The organism is Pseudomonas sp. MWU16-30316 (genome assembly GCF_020515645.1).
Lineage (GTDB): Bacteria > Pseudomonadota > Gammaproteobacteria > Pseudomonadales > Pseudomonadaceae > Aquipseudomonas > Aquipseudomonas cerasi.
This window is the reverse complement of the sequence record NZ_JAIZAZ010000004.1, coordinates 392,889-418,355: the sequence shown is the minus strand read 5'-3', so window position 1 is coordinate 418,355 and position 25,467 is coordinate 392,889. Positions and strand designations below refer to the sequence as shown.

Sequence of the window (25,467 nt, the reverse complement as noted above, 5' to 3'; positions counted from 1 at the left end):
ATAGCGCCCGTTGCCGGGCGCCGGGATTACAGTTTCTTGGCTTTCTCGATCGCTTCTTCGATGCCGCCGACCATGTAGAACGCTTGTTCTGGCAGGTGGTCGTAGTCACCGTTGAGGATGCCTTTGAAGCCAGCAATGGTGTCTTTCAGGGAAACGTATTTACCCGAAGCACCGGTGAAGACTTCTGCCACGAAGAAAGGCTGGGACAGGAAGCGCTGGATCTTACGAGCACGGTTAACCAACTGCTTGTCGGTCTCCGACAGCTCGTCCATACCCAGGATCGCGATGATGTCTTTCAGCTCTTTGTAGCGCTGCAACACGTACTGAACGCCGCGAGCGGTGTCGTAGTGTTCCTGGCCAATGACGTTCGGGTCCAGCTGGCGCGAAGTCGAGTCCAGTGGATCTACCGCCGGGTAGATACCCAGGGAAGCGATGTCACGGGACAGTACGACGGTGGCGTCCAAGTGGGCAAACGTGGTCGCTGGCGACGGGTCAGTCAAGTCGTCCGCTGGTACGTATACGGCCTGGATCGAGGTGATCGAACCATTCTTGGTGGAAGTGATGCGCTCTTGCAGAGTGCCCATCTCTTCAGCCAGGGTCGGCTGGTAACCTACTGCGGAAGGCATACGGCCCAGCAGCGCGGATACTTCGGTACCGGCCAGGGTGTAACGATAGATGTTGTCGACGAACAACAGAACGTCGTTACCTTCGTCACGGAACTTCTCGGCCATGGTCAGGCCGGTCAGTGCTACGCGCAGACGGTTACCCGGCGGCTCGTTCATCTGACCGTAGACCAGTGCCACTTTGTCCAGAACGTTGGAGTCCTTCATCTCGTGGTAGAAGTCGTTACCCTCACGAGTACGCTCACCCACACCGGCGAACACGGAATAACCGCTGTGCTCGATGGCGATGTTACGGATCAGTTCCATCATGTTTACGGTCTTGCCGACACCGGCACCACCGAACAGACCGACTTTACCGCCTTTGGCGAACGGGCAGACCAGGTCGATAACCTTGATGCCGGTTTCCAGAAGGTCGTTGCCGCCTGCCTGCTCAGCGAAGGACGGTGCAGGACGGTGAATGCCCCAGCGCTCTTCGGTGGCGATCGGGCCAGCTTCGTCGATCGGGTTGCCCAGCACGTCCATGATCCGGCCCAGCGTCGCTTTACCGACCGGTACGGAGATGGCTGCGCCAGAGTCTGTTACTTCCAGACCACGCTTCAAGCCCTCGGTGGAGCCCATCGCAATGGTACGAACCACGCCGTCGCCCAGCTGCTGCTGAACTTCCAGGGTGGTTCCTGCCGCGCTCTGAACTTCCAGCGCGTTGTAGATACTCGGTACGCTATCGCGTGGGAATTCCACGTCGATCACGGCGCCGATGATTTGAACGATACGTCCGCTACTCATTAGCTGGTTCCTCTAATATTTGAACCGTTAAACCGCGGCAGCGCCGCCGACGATTTCCGAGATCTCTTGGGTGATCGCTGCCTGACGCGCCTTGTTGTAGATCAGCTGCAAATCGCTGATCAAATCACCGGCGTTGTCTGTGGCGTTCTTCATCGCGATCATCCGCGCTGCTTGTTCAGCTGCGTTGTTCTCGACCACCGCCTGGTACACCTGCGATTCCACGTAGCGAACCATAAGGCCGTCTAGCAGCTCTTTGGCATCGGGTTCGTAGAGATAGTCCCAGTGGTGCTTGAGCCCTTGATCCGGGGTTGCCACCAGCGGAATCAATTGCTCCACTGTTGGTTGCTGGGTCATGGTGTTGATGAACTTGTTGGATACCACGGACAGGCGATCAATACGGCCATCCAGGTAGGCATCCAGCATCACCTTGACGCTGCCGATCAAGTCGTTGATCGACGGCTCTTCGCCCAGGTGGCTGATCGCAGCGACGACGTTACCGCCGAAGTTGCGGAAAAATGCCGCACCTTTGCTGCCGACCACGCACAGATCGATCTCTACACCGTTTTCACGGTTCACCGCCATGTCCTTGACCAGAGTCTTGAACAGGTTGGTATTCAAGCCACCACACAGACCACGGTCACTGCTCACTACGACATAACCGACGCGCTTAACAGGGCGCTCGATCATGAACGGGTGGCGGTACTCCGGGTTGGCGTTTGCCAGATGACCAATCACCTGACGAATGCGCTCCGCGTAAGGACGGCTAGCAGCCATGCGCATTTGAGCCTTGCGCATTTTGCTGACCGCCACTTTTTCCATGGCGCTGGTGATCTTTTGCGTGCTTTTGATGCTCGCAATCTTGCTGCGAATCTCTTTTGCGCCTGCCATGTAACACCTATCAGGTTAGCAAGCGGGAGCCTTGCGGCCCCCGCTGCGGCTTACCAGGTTTGGGTGGCCTTGAACTTCTCGATGCCGGCTTTCATGCCAGAATCGATTTCGTCATTGAAGTCACCCTTCACGTTGATCTTCGCCATCAAATCGGCGTGATCGCGGTTGAAGTAAGCAATCAGCGCTTGTTCAAAGCTGCCGATCTTGGCGATTTCGACGTCAGTCAGGAACCCACGCTCAGCGGCATACAGCGACAGCGCCATGTCAGCGATCGACATTGGTGCGTATTGCTTCTGCTTCATCAGCTCGGTAACGCGCTGACCATGCTCAAGTTGCTTGCGGGTCGCCTCGTCCAGGTCAGAAGCGAACTGGGCAAATGCCGCCAGTTCACGGTACTGAGCCAGAGCGGTACGGATACCACCGGAAAGCTTCTTGATGATCTTGGTCTGAGCGGCACCACCCACACGGGATACCGAAACACCGGCGTTCACAGCCGGACGGATGCCGGAGTTGAACATGGCCGATTCCAGGAAGATCTGACCGTCGGTGATGGAAATCACGTTGGTCGGAACGAACGCGGAAACGTCGCCAGCCTGGGTTTCGATGATCGGCAGTGCGGTCAGGGAACCGGTTTTGCCGGTCACTGCGCCGTTGGTGAACTTCTCTACGTATTCTTCGGAAACACGCGATGCGCGCTCCAGCAGACGGGAGTGGAGATAGAACACGTCGCCTGGGTAAGCTTCACGGCCTGGTGGACGGCGCAGCAGCAGGGAAATCTGGCGGTAAGCCACTGCTTGCTTGGACAGATCGTCATAAACGATCAGCGCGTCTTCACCGCGGTCGCGGAAGAACTCGCCCATGGTGCAACCCGAGTACGGTGCAAGGAACTGCAGCGCTGCGGATTCGGAAGCACTTGCAGCCACGACGATGGTGTTAGCCAGTGCGCCGTTCTCTTCGAGCTTGCGAACAACGTTGGCAATGGTCGATTGCTTCTGACCGATTGCTACGTAGACGCAGAAGATGCCGCTGTTCTTCTGGTTGATGATTGCGTCGATGGCCAGAGCGGTTTTACCGATCTGACGGTCACCGATGATCAGCTCACGCTGGCCACGGCCGACAGGAATCATGGCATCGACAGCCTTGTAGCCAGTCTGTACAGGCTGGTCTACCGACTTACGCCAGATCACGCCTGGAGCAACTTTCTCGACCGCATCGGTCTCGGTGTTGTTCAGCGGACCTTTGCCGTCAACTGGGTTACCCAGTGCATCGACAACGCGACCCAGCAGTTCCTTACCCACCGGAACCTCGAGGATGCGGCCTGTGCACTTGGCGCTCATGCCTTCAGCCAGAGTCGTGTAAGCGCCCAGTACAACGGCACCCACGGAGTCTTGCTCAAGGTTCAGCGCCATACCGTAGACACCGCCCGGAAACTCGATCATTTCGCCGTACATTACGTCGGCCAGACCATGAATCCGCACGATACCGTCAGACACGCTGACGACTGTGCCTTCGTTACGGGCTTGGGAGGTTACATCGAGCTTGTCGATGCGACCCTTGATGATTTCACTTATTTCGGAAGGATTGAGTTGCTGCATTGCTCTGCTGCCCCTTCAAACTCAAGATTTCAATGCTTCGGCTAGTTTCGCGATCTTGCCACGAACTGAGCCATCGATAACCAGGTCGCCGGCGCGGATGACGACACCCCCTATAAGAGAGGCATCCTCCGCAGCATGCAGGCGCACTTCCCGGCCGAGCCGTGCACTGAGAACCTTGGCGAGTTTGTCTTGCTGTTCTTGGTTCAATGCGAAAGCACTGGTGACATCCACATCGACCGATTTTTCCTGCTCGGCCTTGTACAGGTCGAACAGTTCGGCGATCTCCGGCAAGAGCGGGAGGCGGTCGTTTTCAGCAACGACGTGAATGAAATTCTGTGCCTTGGCATCGAACTTTTCGCCACACACTTCAATAAAAGTGGTGGCCTTTTGTGCGCTCGTCAGTCGCGGGGCCTTGAGCATGCGCTGCATGGTGTCGTCTTGCGACACCGCAGCAGCCAGGCCGAGCATGGCTGACCAATTGGCCAGCTGCTGGTGGGCCTGCGCATGCTCGAAGGCCGCCTTCGCGTAAGGTCGGGCCAACGTGGTCAGTTCTGCCATGATCGCCCTCGCTTAAATTTCAGCAGCCAGTTTGTTAACCAGCTCCGCGTGCGCGTTTTGATCGATTGTGGCACCCAGAATCTTCTCTGCGCCATTGACTGCCAGGCTACCCAACTGGGCGCGCAAGGCATCTTTGACACCGTTCAGTTCCTGCTCGATCTCGGCCTGAGCCTGAGCCTTCACACGGTCAGCTTCAACGCGTGCCGTTTCACGGGCTTCGTCGACAATCTGGGTACCGCGTTTCTTGGCTTGCTCAATGATCTCGGCTGCTTGAGCTTTAGCTTCGCGCAGTTGTTGACCCGCTTTTTCTTGGGCCAGCTCCAGGTCGCGAGCTGCTCGGGAAGCAGCGTCCAGTCCATCCGCGATCTTCTTCTGACGTTCGTGCAAAGCCGCGATGACCGGAGGCCACACGAACTTCATGCAGAAAATCACAAAAATGAAGAACGCAACGGACTGGCCAATCAGGGTTGCATTAATGTTCACGCCAACACCTCGCTCGTTCGTTGTCCATCACACCAATCAACTCGAAAATTCGAGTGATCAGCCAGCGAGTTGACCAACGAAGGGGTTCGCAAAGGTGAAGAACAGAGCGATACCAACACCGATCATGGTCACGGCGTCGAGCAGGCCCGCAACGATGAACATTTTAACTTGCAGCATTGGAACCATTTCCGGCTGACGCGCTGCGCCTTCCAGGAACTTGCCGCCCAACAGGCCGAAACCGATTGCAGTACCCAGTGCGCCCAGGCCGATCAACAGTGCAACAGCGATAGCGGTTAGACCAACTACAGTTTCCATCTTTCCTCCCGACTTTTACGTCGTATTGGTTAGGTTTTTTTAATTGAAGCGGTAAAACAAAATCGTTTCTACATCAGCCCTTGCGGGCACCGCCTCGCCAGTGGCGAGACGGTCATCAGACGCGTCCTGAGACGAATCTCAATGGTTATCTTCGTGAGCCATCGACAGGTAGACGATGGTCAGCATCATGAAGATGAACGCTTGCAGGGTGATGATCAGGATGTGGAACACAGCCCACGCCCACTGCAGCACTACACCCAGACCGCTGAGCCACAACAGACCGCTGCCGAACATCACGGCGATCAGAATGAAGACCAGCTCGCCAGCATACATGTTGCCGAACAGACGCAAAGCCAGGGAAATCGGCTTGGCGATCAGCGTCACGAATTCCAGCAGGAAGTTGACCGGGATCAACAGCGCCTGAACGAACAGGTTCTTGCTGCCAAACGGGTGAAGGGTCAGTTCGCCGATGAAACCGCCGATGCCCTTGACCTTGATGCTGTAGAAAATGATCAGTGCGAACACGGACAGGGCCATGCCCAGCGTGGCGTTCGGGTCAGTGGTCGAAACGGCACGGAACGGAATGTGCGAGTCACCCGAGATCATCATCGCCAGCTGTGGAATCCAGTCCACCGGTACCAGGTCGACCGCGTTCATCAGGAATACCCAGACGAAAATGGTCAACGCCAGTGGCGCGATGACCGCGCTGCGGCCGTGGAAGCTGTCTTTCACACTACCGTCGACGAACTCGACCAGCACTTCGACGAAGTTCTGCAGTGCGCCAGGCTGGCCGGAAGTTGCCTTCTTGGCCGCCATGCGGAAGATCAGAACGAAAATCAGACCCAACGCAACCGACCAGCCGAGGGTATCGACGTGGAAGGCCCAGAAACCCATTTCCTTGGCTTCCGCTGCGGTGTGGGCAAAGCCCCATTCGCCATTGGGCAGGTGCCCGAATGTAAGGTTCTGCAAGTGGTGCTGGATATAGCCCGAAGCTGTTTGCTCTGCCATGGTTGCCTCAAACGCCCTAAGGTCTCGAAAGTCTTGTTCTCGTAAGCAGGGGAGCGAACCAGTTGACCACCTGGATCAACATGAACACGCCGAATACAGCCAGCGGCGCCAAAGGCTTCACACCTGCGAACGTCAATGCAAAAAGCACTGCCGTGAAAATCAGTTTGCCTGCCTCGCCGGCGTAGAACGACCGAACGATGGCTTGCGCTGCTCTGGCCCCGGAAAACCGGAATGCCTTGTGAGCAAAGTATAAATTGGGTAGCCAGGCTATCAGGCCTCCGCAGAGTCCCGAATATCCTGCAACGACTCCTTGCCACTGCCACAGCACCAATGCGGCCATGAGCAGCACGATCAATTGAGCCAGCAAAAGCGGGAAAACCGCCAGGCGATAGAACGGCAAGCGGTCTGGCATGCGGGATTCCATCGCAACTGCTCCTTTGATGTCGGTCGCCATAATCAATAACTTGGCATAATTTGTGCCGACAAAATGCGCGCAGAGTATAGGGGCGGTTAAGCCCCTATTCAACAGTCGGGTAGTGATTTCCGACTATACGCTACAGAGCAATTGTTTCAGCGGATGTGAGCGAGCACTCCCTGAAGCTCGTCCAGCGAGTTGTAACGGATGACCAATTGCCCTTTGCCCTTCTGACCATGACGAATCTGCACCGCAGAGCCCAGACGCTCGGCCAGACGCTGTTCCAGGCGGCTGATGTCCGGGTCGGTCTTCACCGGCTCGGCAGCCTCTGCCTTGCCGCTCAGCCACTGCCTGACCAGTGCTTCGGTCTGGCGCACGGTAAGCCCGCGTGCGACAACGTGTCGCGCACCTTCGACCTGCCGATCTTCACCCAAGCCGAGCAAGGCACGCGCATGGCCCATTTCCAGGTCACCATGAGACAGCATCGTCTTGATGGCCTCCGGCAAGGCAATCAGGCGTAACAGGTTGGCGACACTGACTCGCGACTTGCCGACGGCATCGGCCACCTGCTGCTGGGTCAGTTGAAACTCCTGCTGCAAGCGCTGCAGCGCCATGGCCTCTTCGATCGGGTTGAGGTCCTCACGCTGGATGTTCTCGATCAGCGCCATCGCAATCGCGGTTTCGTCCGGTACATCGCGGACCATCGCCGGGATCGTCTCGACACCTGCCTGCTGGCTGGCACGCCAGCGACGCTCGCCCGCAATGATCTCGAAGCGGTTGTCACCGATAGGACGCACCACGATCGGCTGCATCACGCCCTGCGACTTGATCGACTGCGCGAGCTCTTCGAGTGCCTGCGGGTCCATGTCACGGCGCGGCTGGTACTTGCCGCGCTGGATCAGGTCCAGCGGCACATGCTGCAACTCACTTGGCGGGGCCTTGACGGCCTGTTCTTCCAGCGAACTGACGGTTGGACTGCTCAGAAGCGCGTCCAACCCACGTCCGAGACCTCGTTTCTTGACGGCCATGGGAATTCCTTAGGTTGGCTGAGCGGTTTTTGCGCCGCGACGTTGACGACGAACCAGTTCACTTGCCAGGGCCAGATAGGCCAGCGCACCGCGAGACGACTTGTCGTACGCCAGCACGGGCATGCCGAAACTCGGTGCCTCGGCCAGACGGATGTTTCTCGGGATCACGGTGTCGTACAGCTGCTCGCCGAAGTGTTCCTTGAGCTGCGCCGAAACGTCGTTGATCAGGCTCAGCCGCGGATCATACATGGTGCGCAGCAGGCCTTCGATTTTCAGCTGCGGGTTGAGCAGTTCAGCAATACGCTTGATGTTATCCACAAGGTCGCTGAGACCTTCGAGTGCAAAGTACTCGCACTGCATGGGGATAATTACGCCGTCTGCGGCAACCAGCGCGTTCAGGGTCAGCATCGACAGCGAAGGTGGGCAGTCGATGAGAATGTAATCGTAATTCTCGCGGATGGGCGCCAGCGCATTGCGCAGACGACTCTCTTTCATCTGCATTTCCAGCAGAACCACTTCGCCCGCCGTCAGATCACGGTTGGCCGGAAGCAGTTGATAACCACCGTGCTCGGAAAACTGCATGGCCTCGCCCAGATCGCATTCGCCGATCAACAGGTCGTAGACGGAGTTTTCCAGGTTGTGTTTATCCACACCGCTGCCCATGGTCGCGTTGCCCTGGGGATCGAGATCGATCAGCAGCACACGGCGCTTGGTCGCGACCAGCGATGCGGCGAGGTTGATGCATGTGGTGGTCTTGCCGACCCCACCTTTCTGGTTCGCTATCGCGAATACCTTAGCCATTCTTGCTTGTGTTCCCAGTCATGCCGTGCGGCGCAGTATCAGCAGATGGCGTTGGCCTTGGCAACCCGGAACGGTCAAGGCGTGTGCGCTATCGAGGTGAAAATCCGAGGGCAATGCTACCAGCTCATCGTCAGGATGCAGCCCTTTCATTGCCAGCCAGCGTGTATTGACGTCACCCATGTGACGCGTCCAGCCGGTGAAGTCTTCCAGGCTGCTGAATGCACGGGAGATGATCCCGTCGAAAGGCACTTCGGGCTGATAACTTTCTGCACGGCTGTGGATAACTTCAAGATTATCCAGTTTCAGCTCAAGTTTGACCTGGGTCTGAAACCGGGTTTTCTTGCCATTGCTGTCCAGCAGCGCCACTTTGCGCTCCGGAAACAGGATGGCCATGGGAATGCCGGGCATCCCACCGCCGCTGCCAACGTCGATCCAGCGCGTACCTTCGATGAAGGGCACCACACTGAGACTGTCGAGCAGATGCCTCGATACCATTTCGTCCGGGTTGCGTACCGCAGTCAGGTTGTAGGCCTTGTTCCACTTGATCAACAACGCCAGATACGCCAGCAATTGCTCGTGCTGTGCCGGGCTGAGGTCAATCCCCAATTCCCGGGCACCGGTGGATAACTCTTGGGCGTGTTGCGGGGTGACCATAGAACTCAAGCGCTTTGCTCCAACTGACGGCCCGCGCCGCGTTTTTTCAAATGGATCATCAACAGCGATATCGCTGCAGGCGTGACGCCGGGGATACGCGATGCCTGTCCAAGTGTTTCGGGACGAGTTATCCCCAGCTTGCTTTGGATTTCTTTCGACAGGCCGGAGATCGCGGCGTAATCGATGTCTTCCGGCAGACGGGTGTCTTCACTGGCGCGCAGACGGGCAATTTCGTCCTGCTGGCGATCAATGTAACCGGCGTATTTTGTCTTGATCTCTACCTGCTCGGCGACCTGGGGATCGATGCAGCCCTGGCCAGTGATTGAAATCAGGCTGGCGTAATCGATTTCCGGACGGGTCAGCAGGTTGAGCAAATTGTATTCGTGGGTCAGTGGCGTGCCGAAGTGTGCAGCAATCGCATCGCCCTGCTCGGTACCGGGACGTACCCAGGTACTTTTCAAACGCTGCTCTTCCAGCTCGATGCTTTCACGCTTGGTGCAGAACGCGGCCCAGCGGGCGTCGTCGACCAGGCCCAGTTCGCGGCCTTTTTCGGTGAGTCGCAAATCAGCGTTGTCTTCGCGCAGGATCAAACGGTATTCGGCCCTGGAGGTGAACATCCGGTAAGGCTCTTGCGTACCGAGCGTGATCAGGTCGTCGACCAGAACGCCGATGTACGCTTCATCGCGACGCGGGCACCAGCTGTCTCGACCCTGTGCGCGCAGCGCGGCATTGGTCCCGGCCAGCAAACCCTGGGCACCGGCCTCTTCATAACCGGTCGTGCCGTTGATCTGGCCTGCGAAGAACAGACCGCCGATGACCTTGGTTTCCAGGCTGTATTTCAGATCACGCGGGTCGAAATAGTCATATTCGATGGCGTAACCAGGACGAACGATGTGTGCATTCTCCATGCCGCGAATCGACCGGACGATCTGCAGTTGCACATCGAATGGCAACGACGTGGAGATACCGTTCGGGTACAGCTCGTGCGTGGTCAATCCTTCCGGCTCGATGAAGACCTGATGGCTTTCCTTGTCGGCAAACCGGTGGATCTTGTCTTCGATCGACGGGCAGTAACGCGGACCAATACCTTCGATCACGCCCGAATACATCGGCGAGCGATCGAGGTTGGACGCAATGATTTCGTGAGTCCGCGCGTTGGTGTGCGTAATCCAGCAACTGACCTGCGGCGGATGCTGTTCCTTGTTGCCCAGGAACGACATGACCGGAATCGGTGTGTCACCTGGTTGCTCGGTCATCACCGAAAAATCCACAGAACGTCCGTCAATCCGTGGCGGGGTCCCGGTTTTCAGGCGGCCGACGCGCAGCGGCAGTTCACGCAGTCTTTGCGCCAATGCGATCGAAGGAGGATCACCTGCCCGACCGCCCGAATAATTTTGCATACCGATGTGGATAAGTCCGCCAAGGAACGTACCTGTGGTCAACACCACTGAATCGGCAAATATGCGCATACCCATCTGGGTCACGACGCCGCGCACTTGATCCTGTTCAACGATCAGGTCATCGCAGGCTTGCTGAAATATCCACAGATTCGGCTGATTTTCCAGAGTTTCACGAATGGCTGCCTTGTACAGCACGCGATCTGCCTGCGCACGGGTGGCACGTACGGCCGGCCCCTTGCGGCTGTTCAGCACGCGGAACTGGATACCGCCCTTGTCAGTAGCCATGGCCATGGCGCCGCCCAAGGCGTCGATTTCCTTGACCAGATGGCTTTTACCAATACCACCGATGGCCGGGTTGCAACTCATCTGGCCGAGTGTTTCCACGTTGTGGGTCAGCAACAGGGTTTTGACACCCATGCGTGCCGACGCCAGTGCGGCCTCGGTACCGGCATGACCGCCACCGATGACGATCACTTCAAAACGGGAAGGGAAATCCACCACGCACCTCGTGCCTGTTGTCGATGAGAAATTGGGATAGCTGACAAGTATAGGGACTTACCCCACATGAATGAAACCCGTTGGACAAAATTTAACCAGCTGTGGAAAAGTCGCGGATAAAGAAAATAAAAAGGAAAGAAAGTTTATAAAGCCTTGTTTTTATGTTTATTCTTACTGAGCTACCTTTCTGTGGATAGATCTCTACGAGCCTTTATTTTCAATGTGTACAGAGATTCAAAAGTCTGTGTTCATGTGGGGATGAGGGGTTTGGATAACCGTCCTGAGCCTGTTGATAAGATAGCCACTTGTCCACAGGGGCATTTATCTTCAGGTTTGCACCCTGCTTACCCACCGAGCTAAAGGGCAGTTATTCACAGGGCTTAATCCACAAAAAACCGGCTCTTCATCAAAAATCAGGCACAGAAAATCCTTCCCTCAGGCATTTCTGTTGGTCAGATTCAGGTGTCGAAGCAAAGTTAAAGGAGGAAAAAGCCGAATATGTGGATAACACTCCAGCTGAAAGAGGCGTCTCGTGGTACTTGAAGGCATGACCCAGGCCGGGCCATGCCATGCCAGAAGGTTTACTTGCCTATGCAGAAGCTGGAGAAGATTCTGCCAAGCAGGTCGTCGGAACTGAATGCGCCGGTGATCTCGCCAAGCGCTTGCTGTGCCTGACGCAGGTCTTCGGCCAGCAGCTCTCCGGCCCCCGCCAGGGTGAGTTGAGCTCTGCCGTGTTCCAGAGAGTCACTGGCATGGCGCAGCGCTTCAAGGTGGCGTCGACGCGCGCTGAAGCTGCTTTCCGAGGTTTGTTCATAGCCCATGCAGGCCTTGAGATGCTCGCGCAGCAGTTCAAGCCCTTCGCCACCAGACCTGGCGCTCAGGCTGATGGTGACGTGGCCATCTACGCTGGTTTGCAGATCGACGGGGTCTCCACTCAGATCTGCCTTGTTGCGGATCAGCGTGACTTTCGACGGGTCCGGGCGCTGCTCGAGGAATTCCGGCCACAGTGCGAACGGGTCTGCTGCCTCCGGAGCGGTCGCATCCACCACCAGCAGAATCCGGTCAGCTTCGCCGATGGCCTTGAGTGCGCGCTGCACGCCGATCATTTCCACCTGGTCTTGAGTATCCCGCAGCCCTGCAGTGTCGACGACGTGCAAGGGCATTCCGTCTATGTGGATATGTTCACGCAGTACATCGCGGGTTGTGCCGGCGATCTCGGTGACAATTGCCGCCTCCCTGCCCGCCAAAGCATTCAGCAGACTGGATTTGCCCGCATTGGGGCGTCCGGCAATCACTACGGTCATGCCGTCGCGTAACAGGGCACCCTGCCCGGCTTCACGCAACACTGTGGATAACTCGGCACGTACGTCATCGAGCATGTTCAGAACGTGGCCATCGGCAAGGAAGTCGATTTCCTCTTCGGGGAAGTCGATTGCAGCTTCCACATAGATGCGCAGGCTGATCAATTTCTCGGTCAAGTTATCCACACGCCGCGAAAAAGCACCCTGCAAAGAGCGCAGTGCATTGCGCGCTGCCTGTGCAGAACTCGCCTCAATCAGGTCGGCAATGGCTTCTGCCTGGGCAAGATCCAGCTTGTCATTGAGAAAGGCGCGCTCACTGAACTCGCCCGGACGAGCCAGTCTGCTGCCCAGTTGCAGGCAGCGCTGCAGCAGCATGTCCAGAACGATGGGACCGCCGTGGCCCTGAAGTTCCAGCACGTCCTCGCCGGTGAACGAGTTGGGTCCCGGAAAATACAGCGCGATCCCTTCATCGAGTACCTGTCCGGCATCATCGACAAAAGGTCCGTAATGGGCAAATCGTGGCTTGAGGGTCCGACCGATAATGGCTTCGGCGGCCCTGCCCGCCAGAGGACCTGACACCCTGACAATACCAACACCGCCCCGCCCCTGGGCTGTGGCGATGGCGGCAATGGTTTCACGAGGAACGTTCATGCTCCGGCTCCCGGACAAATGACGGATAGCAAAACGCCCCACGAGGGGGCGTCTTGTAGAACTTATTCACAGGTTAGATCAGACAGCTGCTTTCTTGGTAGCCGCTTCGATCTTGCGAGTGATGTAAGCCTGCTGAGCGATCGACAGGGTGTTGTTCACAACCCAGTACAGAACCAGACCGGCAGGGAACCACAGGAAGAAGAACGTGAAAATGATCGGCATCATTTTCATGACCTTGGCCTGCATCGGGTCCGGTGGAGTCGGGTTCAAACGCTGCTGGATGAACATGGTCGCGCCCATGATGATCGGCAGGATGAAGAACGGGTCCTTGATCGACAGGTCGGTTATCCACAGGATCCACGGTGCCTGACGCATTTCCACGCTTTCCAGGAGTACCCAGTACAGCGAAAGGAAAACCGGCATTTGTACAAGAATCGGCAAGCATCCACCCAGCGGGTTGATCTTCTCTTTCTTGTACAGCTCCATCATTGCCTGGGACATCTTCTGACGATCATCGCCATGCTGCTCTTTCAGCAATGCAAGCTTCGGAGCCACGGCGCGCATGCGTGCCATCGACTTGTAGCTGGCTGCGGAAAGCGGGAAGAAAAGGCCTTTGATCAGCATGGTCAGGACAATGATCGACCAGCCCCAGTTGCCGAGGATGGCGTGGATATGTTGCAGCAGCCAAAAGATAGGCTGGGCAATGAACCACAGGAAACCATAATCGACGGTCAGCTCCAGACCTGGGGATAACTCTTTGAGTACCGCCTGGCTTTTCGGACCTGCATACAGGGTAGCGCTGGTTTCACCTTGTGCACCGGGTGCAACCGAGAGAGTCGGGCTGGTGAAGCCGATGATGTAGTTGCCCTGGCTATCTTTGCGGGTCTGAACAGCGTTGGTGGCATTGTGATCGGGAATCCACGCAGTCACGAAGTAGTGCTGCAGCCATGCAACCCAACCGCCCTGGACAGTTTCCTTGACCTGGCCCTTGTCGATATCTTTCATCGACACTTTCTTGTACGGCTCGGCCGCAGTCCACAGGGCAGCGCCCAGGTAGGTAGCGGTGCCAGTAGCAGTCGTCGAAGAAGGATCGGAGCTCGCATCGCGCTTCAATTGCGCGAACAGATTACCGGACCAGGGTTGTGCGCTCTGGTTATCCACAACGTAAGTCATGACCAGATCGTACAGACCGCGCTTGAAGGTGAAGCGCTTGATGTAATTGACGCCGTTTTCCGAGAATTTCAGATCCACGACCATCGCGTCCTGGCCATCAGCCAGTTGATAAGTCTTTTGTGTGGAGGTGTAAACCGGACGACCGGCAGCGCGTGCATCCGGACCATTGGTCCCGGTCAGGCCGCTTTGTGCCAGAAAAGTACGCTCGCCGCCGTTGTCGAACAACTGGAACGGAACGTCAGGACGATCCTGACGACGCGGGTACAGAGGCAAACGAAGCTGAACGACGTCGCCACCCACCGGATCGATCGCCAGATCGAGCACATCGGTCTTGACGTGGATAAGGTCTTTGCTGGCTACGGCCGGAGTTTCAAGAGGTGCTGCAGCCGTATTGGCAGTAGCGCTTGCGCTTGGAACATCGGCACTTGCAGAACCATTAGTACCAGCGGCCGTGTCCGGAATACCCGGTGCGGTGCTGCTGGCTGCAACATTCTGGGTCGGCATGGCAGCCTGGCCATAGTCTTGGTTCCATTTCAGAACCCCGACGTAGGTCACGATTGCCAGGGCGACGATCAGGATCGTGCGTTTAATATCCATGATTACTCGGCCATCGAAGAAGAACGGGAGGTGGGGATAGCTGGAACCGGGTCATAACCACCGGGATTCCACGGGTGACAGCGACCAAGACGACGAATTGACAGCCAGCCACCGCGCAAAAGGCCATGATTTTCGATGGCTTCATACGCGTAGCAGGAGCAACTGGGGTAGAAACGACAGTGACTGGCCATCAGCGGGCTAATGGCATAGCGATAGAACTGGATCGGAACGAGTGCCAGTTTACGCATCTGGACTGTCTACCCCTGCAGGTTCGGATTTTTCTTCCGGAATGGGTCGGCTACGCGCCAGACGTTTCCAGAGCTTGCCGAAATGCTGAATCAGTTCAGGGTTTTCTACGTCACCCAAGCCTTTGCGCGCGACGATAACGATATCCCAACCGACCAAACTGTCTTGGTGTTGGCGAAATGATTCGCGCATCAGGCGTTTCAAACGATTGCGCTCGACGGAGAGCTTCACGCTCTTTTTACCTATCACAAGCCCCAGGCGGGGATGATCGAGGTCGTTGTTGCGCGCAAGGAGCAGGAGATTTTTCCCCGGAACCTTGCCGGTAGGGGAGTCAAAGACTGCCTTGAAATGCCGGGGAGTGAGCAAACGCTTTTCCCGACTGAAGTCTCGACTCACCTCCTGTGCCGATTTATCAAACTGCCAGACGCTTACGGCCTTTGGCACGACGACGCGAAAGAACTGCGCGGCCGTTTTTGGTGGCCATGCGTGCACGGAAACCGTGGGTGCGGGCGCGCTTGATAGTGCTGGGTTGGAAAGTACGTTTCATGGCGTGTTACCTGGTTCGTCCACTACGGGCCGGAATGGCCCCCGTTTTAAGAGACCGGGGATTCTAGAGAAAGCAGGCTCGCAGGTCAATTTCCAACCAGCTTTTCTTCATAGGCATCTTTTTATAGCTGGGCGCCCTCTTCCTTTCGTTCACCGCTACGCTAACCCGCTCCGGTTATAGAAATAAAAAGAAGAGAGTATTTAAAGCTTCTTTATAAAGCTTATAACTCTTACGCAGCGCCTTTCTGTGGATAACATCTTACAGCCCTTGTTATTCAATGTGTACAGAGGTCAGAAAGGTTGTCGAGAAGCGGTGCCCTGCCTGTGCCGGACCTTCGGAAAAGCTGTGCATGGAACGCCTTTTTATCCACAGGCGAGTTATGCACAGAGTTTACGCCTGACTTATGCAATGGGCTGAAGATGGGTTATCCACAGAGCTTATGTGTTGACCGTTTGTCGTCTGCTTCATGCATAAATCGTTGATTTATAGCTCTCTGTGAGCAACCTACATGTGGATAAGTCGCCTCTGGGTCGTTACAATGGCGGCTGTTTTTGCCTCACCGGCTTTCAACTCAGGGGATATCCGTGTCAGTGGAACTTTGGCAGCAGTGCGTGGAGCTTTTGCGCGATGAGCTGCCTGCCCAGCAATTCAACACTTGGATCCGTCCGCTACAGGTCGAAGCCGAAGGCGACGAGTTGCGTGTGTACGCACCAAATCGTTTTGTTCTCGATTGGGTCAACGAAAAATACCTCGGTCGTTTGCTTGAGCTTCTCGGCGAACACGGTCAAGGGATGGCCCCTGCTCTTTCCTTATTAATAGGAAGCAAGCGCAGCTCCGCACCCCGTGCCGCTCCGAATGCGCCATTGGCCGCCGCAGCGTCCCAGGCACTGTCTGCCAATTCGGTCAGCAGCGTCTCGGCACCGGCTCCTGCCACGGCTGCTCCGGTTGCTGCCGTGGCGACGCCGGCACCTGTTCAGAACGTTGCAGCACACGACGAACCGTCGCGTGACAGCTTTGATCCGATGGCAGGTGCCAGCTCGCAACAGGCGCCCGCTCGCGCAGAACAGCGTACCGTTCAGGTAGAAGGCGCGCTCAAGCACACCAGTTACCTGAACCGTACGTTCACGTTCGAGAATTTCGTCGAGGGTAAGTCCAACCAGCTGGCACGCGCTGCGGCCTGGCAGGTTGCCGACAACCCCAAGCATGGCTACAACCCGCTGTTCCTTTATGGCGGTGTCGGTCTCGGTAAAACTCACTTGATGCACGCAGTAGGTAACCACCTGCTGAAGAAGAATCCGAATGCCAAGGTCGTGTACCTGCATTCGGAGCGCTTCGTCGCAGATATGGTCAAGGCCTTGCAGCTCAATGCAATCAACGAGTTCAAGCGTTTCTACCGTTCAGTCGATGCACTGCTGATCGATGACATCCAGTTTTTCGCCCGCAAGGAACGCTCGCAGGAAGAGTTTTTCCACACGTTCAACGCGCTGCTGGAAGGCGGACAGCAGGTCATTCTGACCAGCGACCGCTATCCCAAGGAAATCGAAGGCCTTGAAGAACGACTCAAGTCGCGTTTCGGCTGGGGCCTGACGGTTGCCGTCGAGCCTCCGGAGCTGGAAACCCGCGTCGCGATCCTCATGAAAAAAGCAGATCAGGCCAAGGTCGATCTGCCTCATGACGCAGCGTTCTTCATTGCCCAGCGCATTCGCTCCAACGTCAGAGAGCTGGAAGGTGCGCTCAAGCGCGTCATCGCTCACTCGCACTTCATGGGCCGCGACATCACCATCGAGCTGATTCGCGAGTCGCTGAAGGACTTGCTGGCGTTACAGGACAAGCTGGTCAGTGTGGATAACATTCAGCGCACCGTCGCCGAGTACTACAAGATCAAGATCTCCGATCTGCTGTCCAAGCGTCGTTCCCGCTCCGTCGCCCGGCCTCGCCAGGTCGCGATGGCGCTCTCCAAGGAACTCACCAACCACAGTCTTCCGGAAATCGGTGACGTGTTTGGTGGCCGTGACCACACGACCGTCTTGCACGCGTGCCGAAAGATCAACGAGCTCAAGGAATCCGATGCGGATATCCGCGAGGACTACAAGAACCTGCTGCGCACTCTGACTACGTGATAACGCCAGTGCAGCTCATCAAGGCAAGGGACTAGACCATGCATTTCACCATTCAACGCGAAGCCCTGTTGAAACCCCTGCAATTGGTCGCCGGCGTCGTCGAACGCCGCCAGACCTTGCCGGTTCTTTCCAATGTGCTCCTGGTCGTAGAAGGTCAGCAACTGTCGCTGACCGGTACGGATCTGGAAGTCGAACTGGTTGGCCGCGTCCAGCTGGAAGAGCCCGCCGAACCTGGAGAGATCACGGTTCCTGCGCGCAAGCTCATGGACATTTGCAAAAGCCTGTCCAACGACGCGCTGATCGATATCAAGCTCGACGACTCGAAGCTGATCGTCAAGGCGGGGCGTAGCCGGTTCACCCTTTCTACCTTGCCCGCCAATGACTTCCCGACCGTCGAAGAAGGCCCGGGTTCGCTGACGTTCAACCTGGTGCAGAGCAAACTGCGCCGCTTGATCGAGCGCACCAGCTTTGCAATGGCCCAGCAGGACGTTCGTTACTACCTCAATGGTATGTTGCTGGAAGTGAGTGCGGGCATTTTGCGCGCCGTGGCTACCGATGGCCATCGTCTGGCGATGTGCTCTATGTCTGCCGATATCGAACATGCTGATCGTCATCAGGTCATCGTTCCACGTAAAGGTATTCTCGAAATGGCGCGCCTGCTGACCGAGCAGGACGGTATGGTCAGCATCGTTCTGGGTCAGCATCACATCCGTGCGACCACTGGCGAATTCACCTTCACTTCCAAACTGGTGGATGGCAAGTTCCCTGACTACGAGCGAGTGCTGCCTAAAGGTGGTGACAAGCTGGTGCTCGGTGATCGTCAGGCACTGCGTGAGGCGTTCAGCCGGACGGCGATTCTGTCCAACGAGAAGTACCGTGGCATCCGTCTGCAACTGGCCAGTGGTCAATTGAAGATTCAGGCCAACAACCCCGAGCAGGAAGAAGCGGAAGAAGAAATCAGCGTCGAGTACAACGGTGACTCGCTGGAGATCGGTTTCAACGTGAGCTACCTGCTTGACGTGCTGGGCGTCATGACGACCGAACAGGTGCGTTTGATTCTGTCCGACTCCAACAGCAGCGCCTTGGTGCAAGAGTCCGATAACGACGATTCCGCCTACGTCGTCATGCCGATGCGTCTGTAACTTCATGTCCAGCGCAACCTAGATGTCTCTTAGTCGCGTCTCGGTCACCGGGGTGCGCAATCTGCACCCGGTGACCCTCTCCCCCTCCCCGCGTATCAATATCCTCTACGGCGCTAACGGCAGTGGCAAAACCAGCGTGCTGGAAGCTATCCATCTGCTGGGTATCGCCCGCTCGTTTCGCAGCAGTCGCTTGCTGCCCGTCATCCAGTACGAGCAGCCTTCATGTACGGTCTTCGGTCAGGTCGATCTGGCACAAGGTGGACACAGCAATCTGGGTGTTTCACGCGATCGCCAAGGTGAGTTCCAGATTCGTATCGACGGGCAGAACGCCAGAAGCGCCGCCCAGCTTGCGGAAATTCTGCCGCTGCAGCTCATCAACCCTGACAGCTTTAGACTGCTGGAAGGCGCGCCGAAGATACGCAGGCAATTTTTGGATTGGGGAGTGTTCCACGTGGAACCTCGCTTTATGGCCACGTGGCAGCGCCTGCAGAAGGCCCTCAAGCAGCGAAACTCGTGGCTTCGGCATGGTACACTTGACGCCGCTTCACAGGCGGCATGGGACCGTGAGCTGTGCTCGGCGAGTGACGAGATCGACGAGTTCCGCCGGGCGTATATCAAGGCATTAAAGCCAGTCTTTGAACAGACTTTGAGCGAACTTGTCGAGCTTGAAGGTTTGACCCTGAGCTACTACCGGGGATGGGACAAGGAAAAAGAGCTAAGTACAGTGCTTGCCTCTTCCCTCCACCGCGACCAGCAAATGGGCCACACCCAGGCCGGGCCACAGCGAGCTGACCTGCGCCTTAGATTAGGCGCGCATAATGCGGCAGATATTCTGTCTCGCGGTCAGCAAAAGCTGGTGGTCTGTGCACTGCGTATTGCTCAGGGACATCTGGTCAGCCAGGTCCGTCGAGGCCAGTGTATTTACCTGGTAGATGATTTGCCCTCCGAACTGGATGACAACCATCGACGCGCACTTTGCCGCTTGCTGGAAGAATTACGCTGCCAGGTGTTTATCACCTGTGTAGATCAAGAATTTTTGAGGGAAGGCTGGCAGACGGAAACGCCAGTCGCTTTGTTCCACGTGGAACAAGGCCGTATCACCCAGACCCACGACCATCGGGAGTGATTGCATGAGCGAAAACCAAACGTACGACTCGTCCAGCATTAAGGTGCTGAAAGGACTTGATGCCGTACGCAAGCGTCCCGGAATGTACATCGGTGATACAGACGATGGCAGCGGTCTGCACCACATGGTGTTCGAGGTGGTTGATAACTCGATCGACGAAGCATTGGCAGGCCATTGCGACGACATCAGCATCATCATCCATCCAGACGAATCTATCACCGTGCGCGACAACGGCCGCGGTATTCCGGTAGACGTGCATAAAGAAGAAGGCGTGTCGGCAGCCGAGGTCATCATGACCGTGCTCCACGCTGGCGGTAAGTTCGATGACAACTCCTACAAGGTATCCGGCGGTTTGCACGGTGTAGGTGTATCTGTTGTTAACGCCCTTTCAGAAATTCTGTTGCTGACGGTTCGTCGCAGCGGCAAGATCTGGGAGCAGACTTACGTGCATGGTGTTCCACAGGAACCGATGAAAATCGTCGGTGAAAGTGACACCACGGGCACCCAGATCCACTTCAAGCCTTCCGCTGAAACGTTCAAGAATATCCACTTCAGTTGGGACATCCTGGCCAAGCGTATTCGCGAACTGTCCTTCCTTAACTCCGGTGTCGGCATTGTCCTCAAGGACGAACGTAGCGGTAAGGAAGAGCTGTTCAAATATGAAGGTGGTCTGCGTGCATTCGTTGAATACCTGAACACCAACAAGACGCCGGTCAATCAGGTGTTCCACTTCAATATTCAACGCGACGACGGCATTGGTGTCGAGATTGCGCTGCAGTGGAACGACAGCTTCAACGAGAACCTGCTGTGTTTCACCAACAACATTCCGCAGCGTGATGGCGGTACTCACCTGGTGGGTTTCCGTTCTGCGCTGACGCGTAACCTGAACAACTACATCGAGCAGGAAGGTCTGGCCAAGAAGCACAAGGTCGCGACTACTGGCGACGATGCGCGTGAAGGTCTGACTGCGATCATTTCGGTCAAGGTGCCTGATCCGAAGTTCAGCTCGCAGACCAAGGACAAGCTGGTTTCGTCTGAAGTCAAAACGGCTGTCGAACAGGAAATGGGCAAGTACTTCTCCGACTTCCTGTTGGAAAACCCGAACGAAGCCAAAGCAGTTGTCGGCAAGATGATCGACGCAGCCCGTGCCCGCGAAGCTGCGCGCAAGGCGCGTGAGATGACTCGTCGTAAAGGGGCGCTGGATATCGCTGGTCTGCCCGGCAAACTGGCGGACTGCCAGGAAAAAGACCCTGCCCTCTCCGAACTGTACCTGGTGGAAGGGGACTCTGCTGGCGGATCAGCCAAGCAGGGGCGTAATCGTAGAACCCAGGCCATCCTGCCGCTCAAGGGCAAGATCCTGAACGTTGAAAAAGCGCGTTTCGACAAGATGATCTCTTCGCAGGAAGTGGGCACCTTGATCACTGCGCTGGGCTGCGGTATTGGCCGTGAAGAGTACAACATCGACAAGTTGCGTTATCACAACATCATCATCATGACCGATGCTGACGTCGACGGCTCGCACATCCGTACCTTGCTGCTGACCTTCTTCTTCCGTCAGTTGCCCGAGCTGATCGAGCGTGGCTACATCTACATCGCTCAGCCGCCACTGTACAAGGTCAAGAAAGGCAAGCAGGAGCAGTACATCAAGGACGACGAGGCCATGGAAGAATACATGACCCAATCGGCCCTTGAAGACGCCAGCCTTCACCTTAGCGAATCGGCTCCGGGTATCTCCGGTACCGCGCTGGAGAAGCTGGTCAATGACTTCCGCATGGTCATGAAGACGCTCAAGCGCCTGTCGCGTCTGTACCCACAGGAACTGACCGAGCACTTCGTCTACCTGCCGCCGATCACGCTCGAGCAGCTGTCTGATCACGAGGGCATGCAGGCCTGGCTGGCACTGTTCGACGCGCGTCTGCGTACCGGTGAGAAGTCAGGTTTGGTCTACAAGGCCAGCCTGCGTGAAGACCGTGAACGTAACGTCTGGCTGCCAGAGGTCGAACTGATCTCCCACGGCCTGTCGAACTACGTCACCTTCAACCGCGACTTCTTCGGCAGCAACGACTACAAGACCGTTACCGCTCTGGGCGCGCAGATCAGCACGCTTCTGGAAGAAGGTGCCTACGTGCAACGTGGCGAGCGCAAGAAGCCCGTCACCGAGTTCAAGGAAGCCCTTGCCTGGCTGATGGCCGAAAGCACCAAGCGCCACACCATCCAGCGCTACAAAGGTCTGGGTGAGATGAACCCGGACCAACTGTGGGAAACCACCATGGACCCGAGTGTGCGTCGCATGCTGAAAGTAACCATCGAAGACGCCATTGGCGCTGACCAGATCTTCAATACCCTCATGGGTGATGCGGTCGAGCCACGTCGTGACTTCATCGAGAGTAATGCGCTGGCAGTATCCAACCTGGACTTCTGATGAGCGTATGAGCAAACATCAACCCCGGCGAAAGCCGGGGTTTTTGTTTGTGCTCTAAAACAGTTTCGCCAATCGCAGATTCAAACGTGCCTTCTCCCGGAACCCCTCTTCCACTTCCAGATCCTTGCCGAGTACGGCCTGGACCTGAATCGTCGGGGTCAGCATATGAGTAGCACTCAAACGCAGATAGGCAGTGCTCAGCCGATCATCCTGGCTGACGCCACCCACCCGGTTTTCACCGCCATCGATATAACCCCCACCCACGGCAAACCGGGTTTGCGGCGAAAGGTTGTAGCTCAGGTAAGCCTGGTATTCGTAACGGGCCTTCTGTTCCAGTGTATTACTGCCTGGACCGTAATCATCGTTATGGCTGAACCATGACACATCCGCAGCGGTGTCCAGCGCCCATCTTGCATTGAAATGGTGGATATAGGCAGCTTGCAACAAGAGCCGCCAGCGGCTTTCACCCAGATTGAGTGCGTCGTCGTTTTCGTAACTGCCGGTAGGCAAATAAAGGTAAGGCGCCACGGAAAAGACATCCTTATTGTCGGTGGCCAAGGTCCACTTTACCGGTGCGCCTAGAATCAGATCACCAGTGCCGGTAGTCTGGCCAAGTGCGCTTGCCTCACCACCAGCCTTCAGATGTCCATAAGGCAGGATGAACTGTGGCTCTATCACCGCGTTGTTGCCCAGCGCAAACGAGTGGATATAGCGAAGCAGGCTGACATCGGTCTTGAGCCGAAAATCGTCCGAGACCTTGTGACCGTTGCTGTAGAAGTCCGAGCTTTCGGCATGCTGTGCATAAACCAGCAAAGCGTTGATGCCGGCAGGTAGCGGCTCATAATCGCCTGCGGTGATTTCCAGCGCATGGGTGGTGGTCGACCAACACGGCAAGGTAGAGATGGCCAGCGCTGAACGGGTAATCAGGGTGAGTCGTTGCATGATCTGCTTCCTCAAGGATGATGCGTATCAGCGGCTGAGCAAGCCACTGCCGGGATGGCAGTTGAGGTATTCGAAATACTGGGCCTCACTGGGGATCACTGCGATCTCGTGGTAGAGGCGCAACTGGACCTGAAAGTTAAGGGTCTGTACGTACTGCATGAAGCCGCCGAAGATCGCCACATGAGTGGGATGAGTCTTTGCCCAGCGCTCCAGGTTACTCAGGTCATCGAACCAGGCGAGGCCAAAACTCTTCTCCAAGGGTTCGCCGGTGTCGCTGTCCAGCGCTTGCATGAAGCGACAGCTCAGGCAGCCGACAGTGGCGCCTTCGTCGCGCAGAAACGTCATGCCGCGCTGTAGCACGGGTTGTATGTCGTTCAGATACATATCGCGTTCCTGTCCGGTGGTGCTGCTCCAGTCCTGTCCGGATCGAATCAGGCACAGGTTATCGCGCCCCGACATACGCACCCTGCCGACGCACAGCGCGTTCGCACTGGAAGGATTGCTGCTGCCTGTCAGTGCATCGGTCTGGGCCAGAGGGATACGATCGCGGGAACTGCCCCAGTACGCGTGTTCCTGAATAGGTTCACTCATGTGACTGGCCAGATGCGTAACGCCTTCAGGTACATCCGGCGCGGAAAACAATGTTTCAAAACGCTCGGCACTCGGGCAGACGACCTCGAGGAACCATCCCAGTGGCCCGGTTTCACGAGCCGGGTCTTGCCACCAGAGCGCGAAACCCGAGCTGTTGCGCCACTGATTGAAAGCGTCCACGTCGTGCCAGTAAGCGATGGCTATGCAGGTATGGAAACCATCGGCGTCCACGCAACGTGCGCTGTCCCAATACCGCGGTCCTGAGTCGCTATCGAACCGAGTGGTTATCGCTGCCAGTTCTGGCAGACCTACCGGATGCAAGGACTGGACGCCGAAATAAGCCATCACCACCTGCCCTGCCAGCGGATCGAAACGCGCGGACCATGCAGGAAAAGGTGGTTGATAGCCCTCGGGCAGATTGCTGTTCAGCTTACGTGGCTTGCGCAGCTGTTCAGGAATGGCTGAGTGCATGTCACACCTCCAGCGCGATGTCAGGCTGAAACAGCTCGATGCACTCGCTGCTGATCGGCAGGCCTGGTAGATCGACTACACATGGGTTGGGATTCGGATTGAACATCAGACGAGTGACGTCGGGACGTGAGTAATGTCCAGTCGGGTCGGCTGCTACCTTGGCGAAGGTCAATGCGGCTGGATCAAGTGTTGCGTAGAGCAGGCCTTCCTCATGTTCGCCCAGCGGAGTTGCCAGATCACTTCCGTCCGGACCGAAAATGCGTGCGTGCCCGCCACCGGCCTGCAACAGGCTGCGCTTGGCGTCACTGTCGCAGAGCATCTCGATCATTTCAGAGGAAACGATTGCACAGGGTGCGAGGACGAAGCACTGCCCCTCTGCGGCATAAACCCGCGAAGCCGCAGTATTGACCTCTGGTCCCAAGGCGCTTGTGGCACTGCGGTACAGGCTGAAGCTCGGCCAGGCGGCGACGTGGATCTGTTCGTTCTGCGCATACATGGCGTACTTGGAAAGCGGTTGCAGGTGCTCCCAGCAGCAAAGCGCCCCCAGAACGCCGACAGGCGTTTCAAACGTACGCAATGAGGCGCCGTCGCCTTCGCCGAACATCGTACGTTCTACATGGGTAGCCTTGAGCTTGCGACGCACGCCAACCGTTTCACCGCGATCGTCGATGATCCACTGACCGATATACAGCGACGCTTTGTGTCGCTCGCTGTAACCCAGCACCACATAGAGACCGAGATGGCGAGCCGCATCGCTGATACGCCGGGCCTGGGGGCTGTCCAGTACCAGAGACTGCTGGTGATAGCGCTGCACCAGTGGCATGTTCCAAGCCGGTGCGTCCAGCCACAAAAACCACGGATAGCCCGGAATCCACGTTTCGGGGAATGCCATCAGGCGGGCTCCGGCGGCTGCCGCCTGCTCCATCAGGGCGATGGTCTTGTCTACGGTGGCGTCCAGATCCAGAAATACCGGCGCGGCCTGTACACAGGCGACTTTCAAGGGCTCTTTCATCGTCAAAAACTCATGTGGCTGTTGGATGGCCATAGGCTATGGGCTTTTCTGGCGACGGTATTAGGACGAAAAGGAAC

Annotated in this window: 24 protein-coding genes; 4 read left to right on the top strand and 20 right to left on the bottom strand. The window is 56.8% G+C overall.

Annotation, left to right across the window (positions count from 1 at the left end; translation table 11 throughout):
- Window positions 1-26: 26 nt before the first annotated feature.
- The 17 genes from atpD to rpmH all read right to left on the bottom strand — a co-directional run bounded on the left by atpD (window position 27) and on the right by rpmH (window position 15,564).
- On the bottom strand, window positions 27-1,406 hold the full coding sequence (gene atpD / locus LCH65_RS16620; protein WP_002555982.1) for a F0F1 ATP synthase subunit beta: 1,380 nt from the start codon (window positions 1,404-1,406) through the stop codon (window positions 27-29).
- 27 nt (window positions 1,407-1,433) lie between these two features.
- Window positions 1,434-2,294 (bottom strand): F0F1 ATP synthase subunit gamma, encoded by an 861-nt coding sequence (gene atpG, locus LCH65_RS16615; RefSeq protein WP_003367855.1) that lies wholly within the window; start codon window positions 2,292-2,294, stop codon window positions 1,434-1,436.
- 50 nt (window positions 2,295-2,344) lie between these two features.
- Window positions 2,345-3,889 carry a F0F1 ATP synthase subunit alpha gene (atpA, locus tag LCH65_RS16610; protein WP_002555984.1) on the bottom strand — a complete coding sequence of 515 codons (1,545 nt, stop codon included), beginning with the start codon at window positions 3,887-3,889 and terminating at the stop codon, window positions 2,345-2,347.
- Window positions 3,890-3,910: 21 nt separating this feature from the next.
- Window positions 3,911-4,447, bottom strand: coding sequence for a F0F1 ATP synthase subunit delta (locus LCH65_RS16605; protein ID WP_003315956.1), 537 nt, complete (start codon window positions 4,445-4,447; stop codon window positions 3,911-3,913).
- A gap of 12 nt (window positions 4,448-4,459) precedes the next feature.
- The gene (locus tag LCH65_RS16600) at window positions 4,460-4,930 is read right to left on the bottom strand and encodes a F0F1 ATP synthase subunit B (RefSeq protein WP_002555986.1); all 471 of its coding nucleotides are present in this window, start codon (window positions 4,928-4,930) and stop codon (window positions 4,460-4,462) included.
- 57 nt (window positions 4,931-4,987) lie between these two features.
- Window positions 4,988-5,245 carry a F0F1 ATP synthase subunit C gene (atpE, locus tag LCH65_RS16595; protein WP_002555987.1) on the bottom strand — a complete coding sequence of 86 codons (258 nt, stop codon included), beginning with the start codon at window positions 5,243-5,245 and terminating at the stop codon, window positions 4,988-4,990.
- A 138-nt stretch (window positions 5,246-5,383) separates the two neighbouring features.
- Window positions 5,384-6,253, bottom strand: a complete 870-nt coding sequence (gene atpB / locus LCH65_RS16590) for a F0F1 ATP synthase subunit A (protein ID WP_003315954.1) — start codon at window positions 6,251-6,253, stop codon at window positions 5,384-5,386.
- Between the two features lie 16 nt (window positions 6,254-6,269).
- The gene (locus LCH65_RS16585; RefSeq protein ID WP_002555989.1) at window positions 6,270-6,677 is read right to left on the bottom strand and encodes a F0F1 ATP synthase subunit I; all 408 of its coding nucleotides are present in this window, start codon (window positions 6,675-6,677) and stop codon (window positions 6,270-6,272) included.
- 146 nt (window positions 6,678-6,823) lie between these two features.
- Window positions 6,824-7,696 carry a ParB/RepB/Spo0J family partition protein gene (locus tag LCH65_RS16580; protein ID WP_003315951.1) on the bottom strand — a complete coding sequence of 291 codons (873 nt, stop codon included), beginning with the start codon at window positions 7,694-7,696 and terminating at the stop codon, window positions 6,824-6,826.
- 9 nt (window positions 7,697-7,705) lie between these two features.
- Window positions 7,706-8,497: a ParA family protein gene (locus LCH65_RS16575; protein WP_002555991.1), complete on the bottom strand. Its 792-nt coding sequence runs from the start codon at window positions 8,495-8,497 to the stop codon at window positions 7,706-7,708.
- An 18-nt stretch (window positions 8,498-8,515) separates the two neighbouring features.
- A complete protein-coding gene (gene rsmG / locus LCH65_RS16570; RefSeq protein WP_003367844.1) occupies window positions 8,516-9,160 on the bottom strand; it encodes a 16S rRNA (guanine(527)-N(7))-methyltransferase RsmG in 645 nt (214 codons plus the stop codon).
- A complete protein-coding gene (gene mnmG / locus LCH65_RS16565) occupies window positions 9,157-11,049 on the bottom strand; it encodes a tRNA uridine-5-carboxymethylaminomethyl(34) synthesis enzyme MnmG (protein WP_003367842.1) in 1,893 nt (630 codons plus the stop codon). The genes rsmG and mnmG overlap by 4 nt, the downstream gene beginning before the upstream one ends.
- Window positions 11,050-11,630: 581 nt before the next feature.
- A complete protein-coding gene (gene mnmE / locus LCH65_RS16560; RefSeq protein WP_003367840.1) occupies window positions 11,631-13,001 on the bottom strand; it encodes a tRNA uridine-5-carboxymethylaminomethyl(34) synthesis GTPase MnmE in 1,371 nt (456 codons plus the stop codon).
- A gap of 78 nt (window positions 13,002-13,079) precedes the next feature.
- Window positions 13,080-14,771 carry a membrane protein insertase YidC gene (gene yidC / locus LCH65_RS16555; protein WP_003432739.1) on the bottom strand — a complete coding sequence of 564 codons (1,692 nt, stop codon included), beginning with the start codon at window positions 14,769-14,771 and terminating at the stop codon, window positions 13,080-13,082.
- Window positions 14,772-14,773: 2 nt separating this feature from the next.
- Window positions 14,774-15,019 carry a membrane protein insertion efficiency factor YidD gene (yidD, locus tag LCH65_RS16550; protein ID WP_003367836.1) on the bottom strand — a complete coding sequence of 82 codons (246 nt, stop codon included), beginning with the start codon at window positions 15,017-15,019 and terminating at the stop codon, window positions 14,774-14,776.
- Window positions 15,012-15,413 carry a ribonuclease P protein component gene (gene rnpA, locus LCH65_RS16545; RefSeq protein WP_002551314.1) on the bottom strand — a complete coding sequence of 134 codons (402 nt, stop codon included), beginning with the start codon at window positions 15,411-15,413 and terminating at the stop codon, window positions 15,012-15,014. Before rnpA ends, yidD begins: the two co-directional genes overlap by 8 nt.
- Window positions 15,414-15,429: 16 nt before the next feature.
- Window positions 15,430-15,564, bottom strand: coding sequence for a 50S ribosomal protein L34 (gene rpmH / locus LCH65_RS16540; RefSeq protein WP_002551315.1), 135 nt, complete (start codon window positions 15,562-15,564; stop codon window positions 15,430-15,432).
- Between the two features lie 584 nt (window positions 15,565-16,148).
- Here rpmH and dnaA point away from each other — a divergent pair.
- From dnaA to gyrB, 4 genes are read left to right on the top strand one after another with little or no spacing between them, the layout of a single operon-like run.
- On the top strand, window positions 16,149-17,684 hold the full coding sequence (gene dnaA, locus LCH65_RS16535; RefSeq protein ID WP_054082286.1) for a chromosomal replication initiator protein DnaA: 1,536 nt from the start codon (window positions 16,149-16,151) through the stop codon (window positions 17,682-17,684).
- A 38-nt stretch (window positions 17,685-17,722) separates the two neighbouring features.
- Window positions 17,723-18,826: a DNA polymerase III subunit beta gene (gene dnaN / locus LCH65_RS16530; protein ID WP_003367826.1), complete on the top strand. Its 1,104-nt coding sequence runs from the start codon at window positions 17,723-17,725 to the stop codon at window positions 18,824-18,826.
- Window positions 18,827-18,848: 22 nt separating this feature from the next.
- Window positions 18,849-19,952 (top strand): DNA replication/repair protein RecF, encoded by a 1,104-nt coding sequence (recF, locus tag LCH65_RS16525; protein ID WP_003340176.1) that lies wholly within the window; start codon window positions 18,849-18,851, stop codon window positions 19,950-19,952.
- A gap of 4 nt (window positions 19,953-19,956) precedes the next feature.
- Window positions 19,957-22,374, top strand: a complete 2,418-nt coding sequence (gene gyrB, locus LCH65_RS16520) for a DNA topoisomerase (ATP-hydrolyzing) subunit B (protein ID WP_003432737.1) — start codon at window positions 19,957-19,959, stop codon at window positions 22,372-22,374.
- A 54-nt stretch (window positions 22,375-22,428) separates the two neighbouring features.
- On the opposite strand, the gene LCH65_RS16515 is transcribed toward gyrB, so the two are convergent.
- The 3 genes from LCH65_RS16515 to LCH65_RS16505 are packed head-to-tail and all read right to left on the bottom strand — an operon-like array spanning window position 22,429 to window position 25,390.
- Complete coding sequence (locus LCH65_RS16515) at window positions 22,429-23,316, bottom strand: transporter (RefSeq protein WP_226439629.1); 888 nt, start codon at window positions 23,314-23,316, stop codon at window positions 22,429-22,431.
- Window positions 23,317-23,343: 27 nt separating this feature from the next.
- Window positions 23,344-24,378 (bottom strand): phenylacetaldoxime dehydratase family protein, encoded by a 1,035-nt coding sequence (locus LCH65_RS16510; protein ID WP_226439628.1) that lies wholly within the window; start codon window positions 24,376-24,378, stop codon window positions 23,344-23,346.
- 1 nt (window position 24,379) lies between these two features.
- On the bottom strand, window positions 24,380-25,390 hold the full coding sequence (locus LCH65_RS16505) for a nitrilase (RefSeq protein ID WP_226439627.1): 1,011 nt from the start codon (window positions 25,388-25,390) through the stop codon (window positions 24,380-24,382).
- Between the last annotated feature and the right edge of the window lie 77 nt (window positions 25,391-25,467).

Coding starts and splice junctions, on each gene's coding strand:
- mnmE (WP_003367840.1), bottom strand. CDS start 13,001: ATGAACGTTCCTCGTGAAACCATTGCCGCCATCGCCACAGCCCAGGGG.
- LCH65_RS16605 (WP_003315956.1), bottom strand. CDS start 4,447: ATGGCAGAACTGACCACGTTGGCCCGACCTTACGCGAAGGCGGCCTTC.
- yidC (WP_003432739.1), bottom strand. CDS start 14,771: ATGGATATTAAACGCACGATCCTGATCGTCGCCCTGGCAATCGTGACC.
- LCH65_RS16515 (WP_226439629.1), bottom strand. CDS start 23,316: ATGCAACGACTCACCCTGATTACCCGTTCAGCGCTGGCCATCTCTACC.
- LCH65_RS16585 (WP_002555989.1), bottom strand. CDS start 6,677: ATGGAATCCCGCATGCCAGACCGCTTGCCGTTCTATCGCCTGGCGGTT.
- dnaN (WP_003367826.1), top strand. CDS start 17,723: ATGCATTTCACCATTCAACGCGAAGCCCTGTTGAAACCCCTGCAATTG.
- atpA (WP_002555984.1), bottom strand. CDS start 3,889: ATGCAGCAACTCAATCCTTCCGAAATAAGTGAAATCATCAAGGGTCGC.
- yidD (WP_003367836.1), bottom strand. CDS start 15,019: ATGCGTAAACTGGCACTCGTTCCGATCCAGTTCTATCGCTATGCCATT.
- rpmH (WP_002551315.1), bottom strand. CDS start 15,564: ATGAAACGTACTTTCCAACCCAGCACTATCAAGCGCGCCCGCACCCAC.
- LCH65_RS16580 (WP_003315951.1), bottom strand. CDS start 7,696: ATGGCCGTCAAGAAACGAGGTCTCGGACGTGGGTTGGACGCGCTTCTG.
- LCH65_RS16510 (WP_226439628.1), bottom strand. CDS start 24,378: ATGCACTCAGCCATTCCTGAACAGCTGCGCAAGCCACGTAAGCTGAAC.
- atpB (WP_003315954.1), bottom strand. CDS start 6,253: ATGGCAGAGCAAACAGCTTCGGGCTATATCCAGCACCACTTGCAGAAC.
- LCH65_RS16505 (WP_226439627.1), bottom strand. CDS start 25,390: ATGAAAGAGCCCTTGAAAGTCGCCTGTGTACAGGCCGCGCCGGTATTT.
- recF (WP_003340176.1), top strand. CDS start 18,849: ATGTCTCTTAGTCGCGTCTCGGTCACCGGGGTGCGCAATCTGCACCCG.
- atpG (WP_003367855.1), bottom strand. CDS start 2,294: ATGGCAGGCGCAAAAGAGATTCGCAGCAAGATTGCGAGCATCAAAAGC.
- atpE (WP_002555987.1), bottom strand. CDS start 5,245: ATGGAAACTGTAGTTGGTCTAACCGCTATCGCTGTTGCACTGTTGATC.
- gyrB (WP_003432737.1), top strand. CDS start 19,957: ATGAGCGAAAACCAAACGTACGACTCGTCCAGCATTAAGGTGCTGAAA.
- atpD (WP_002555982.1), bottom strand. CDS start 1,406: ATGAGTAGCGGACGTATCGTTCAAATCATCGGCGCCGTGATCGACGTG.
- LCH65_RS16575 (WP_002555991.1), bottom strand. CDS start 8,497: ATGGCTAAGGTATTCGCGATAGCGAACCAGAAAGGTGGGGTCGGCAAG.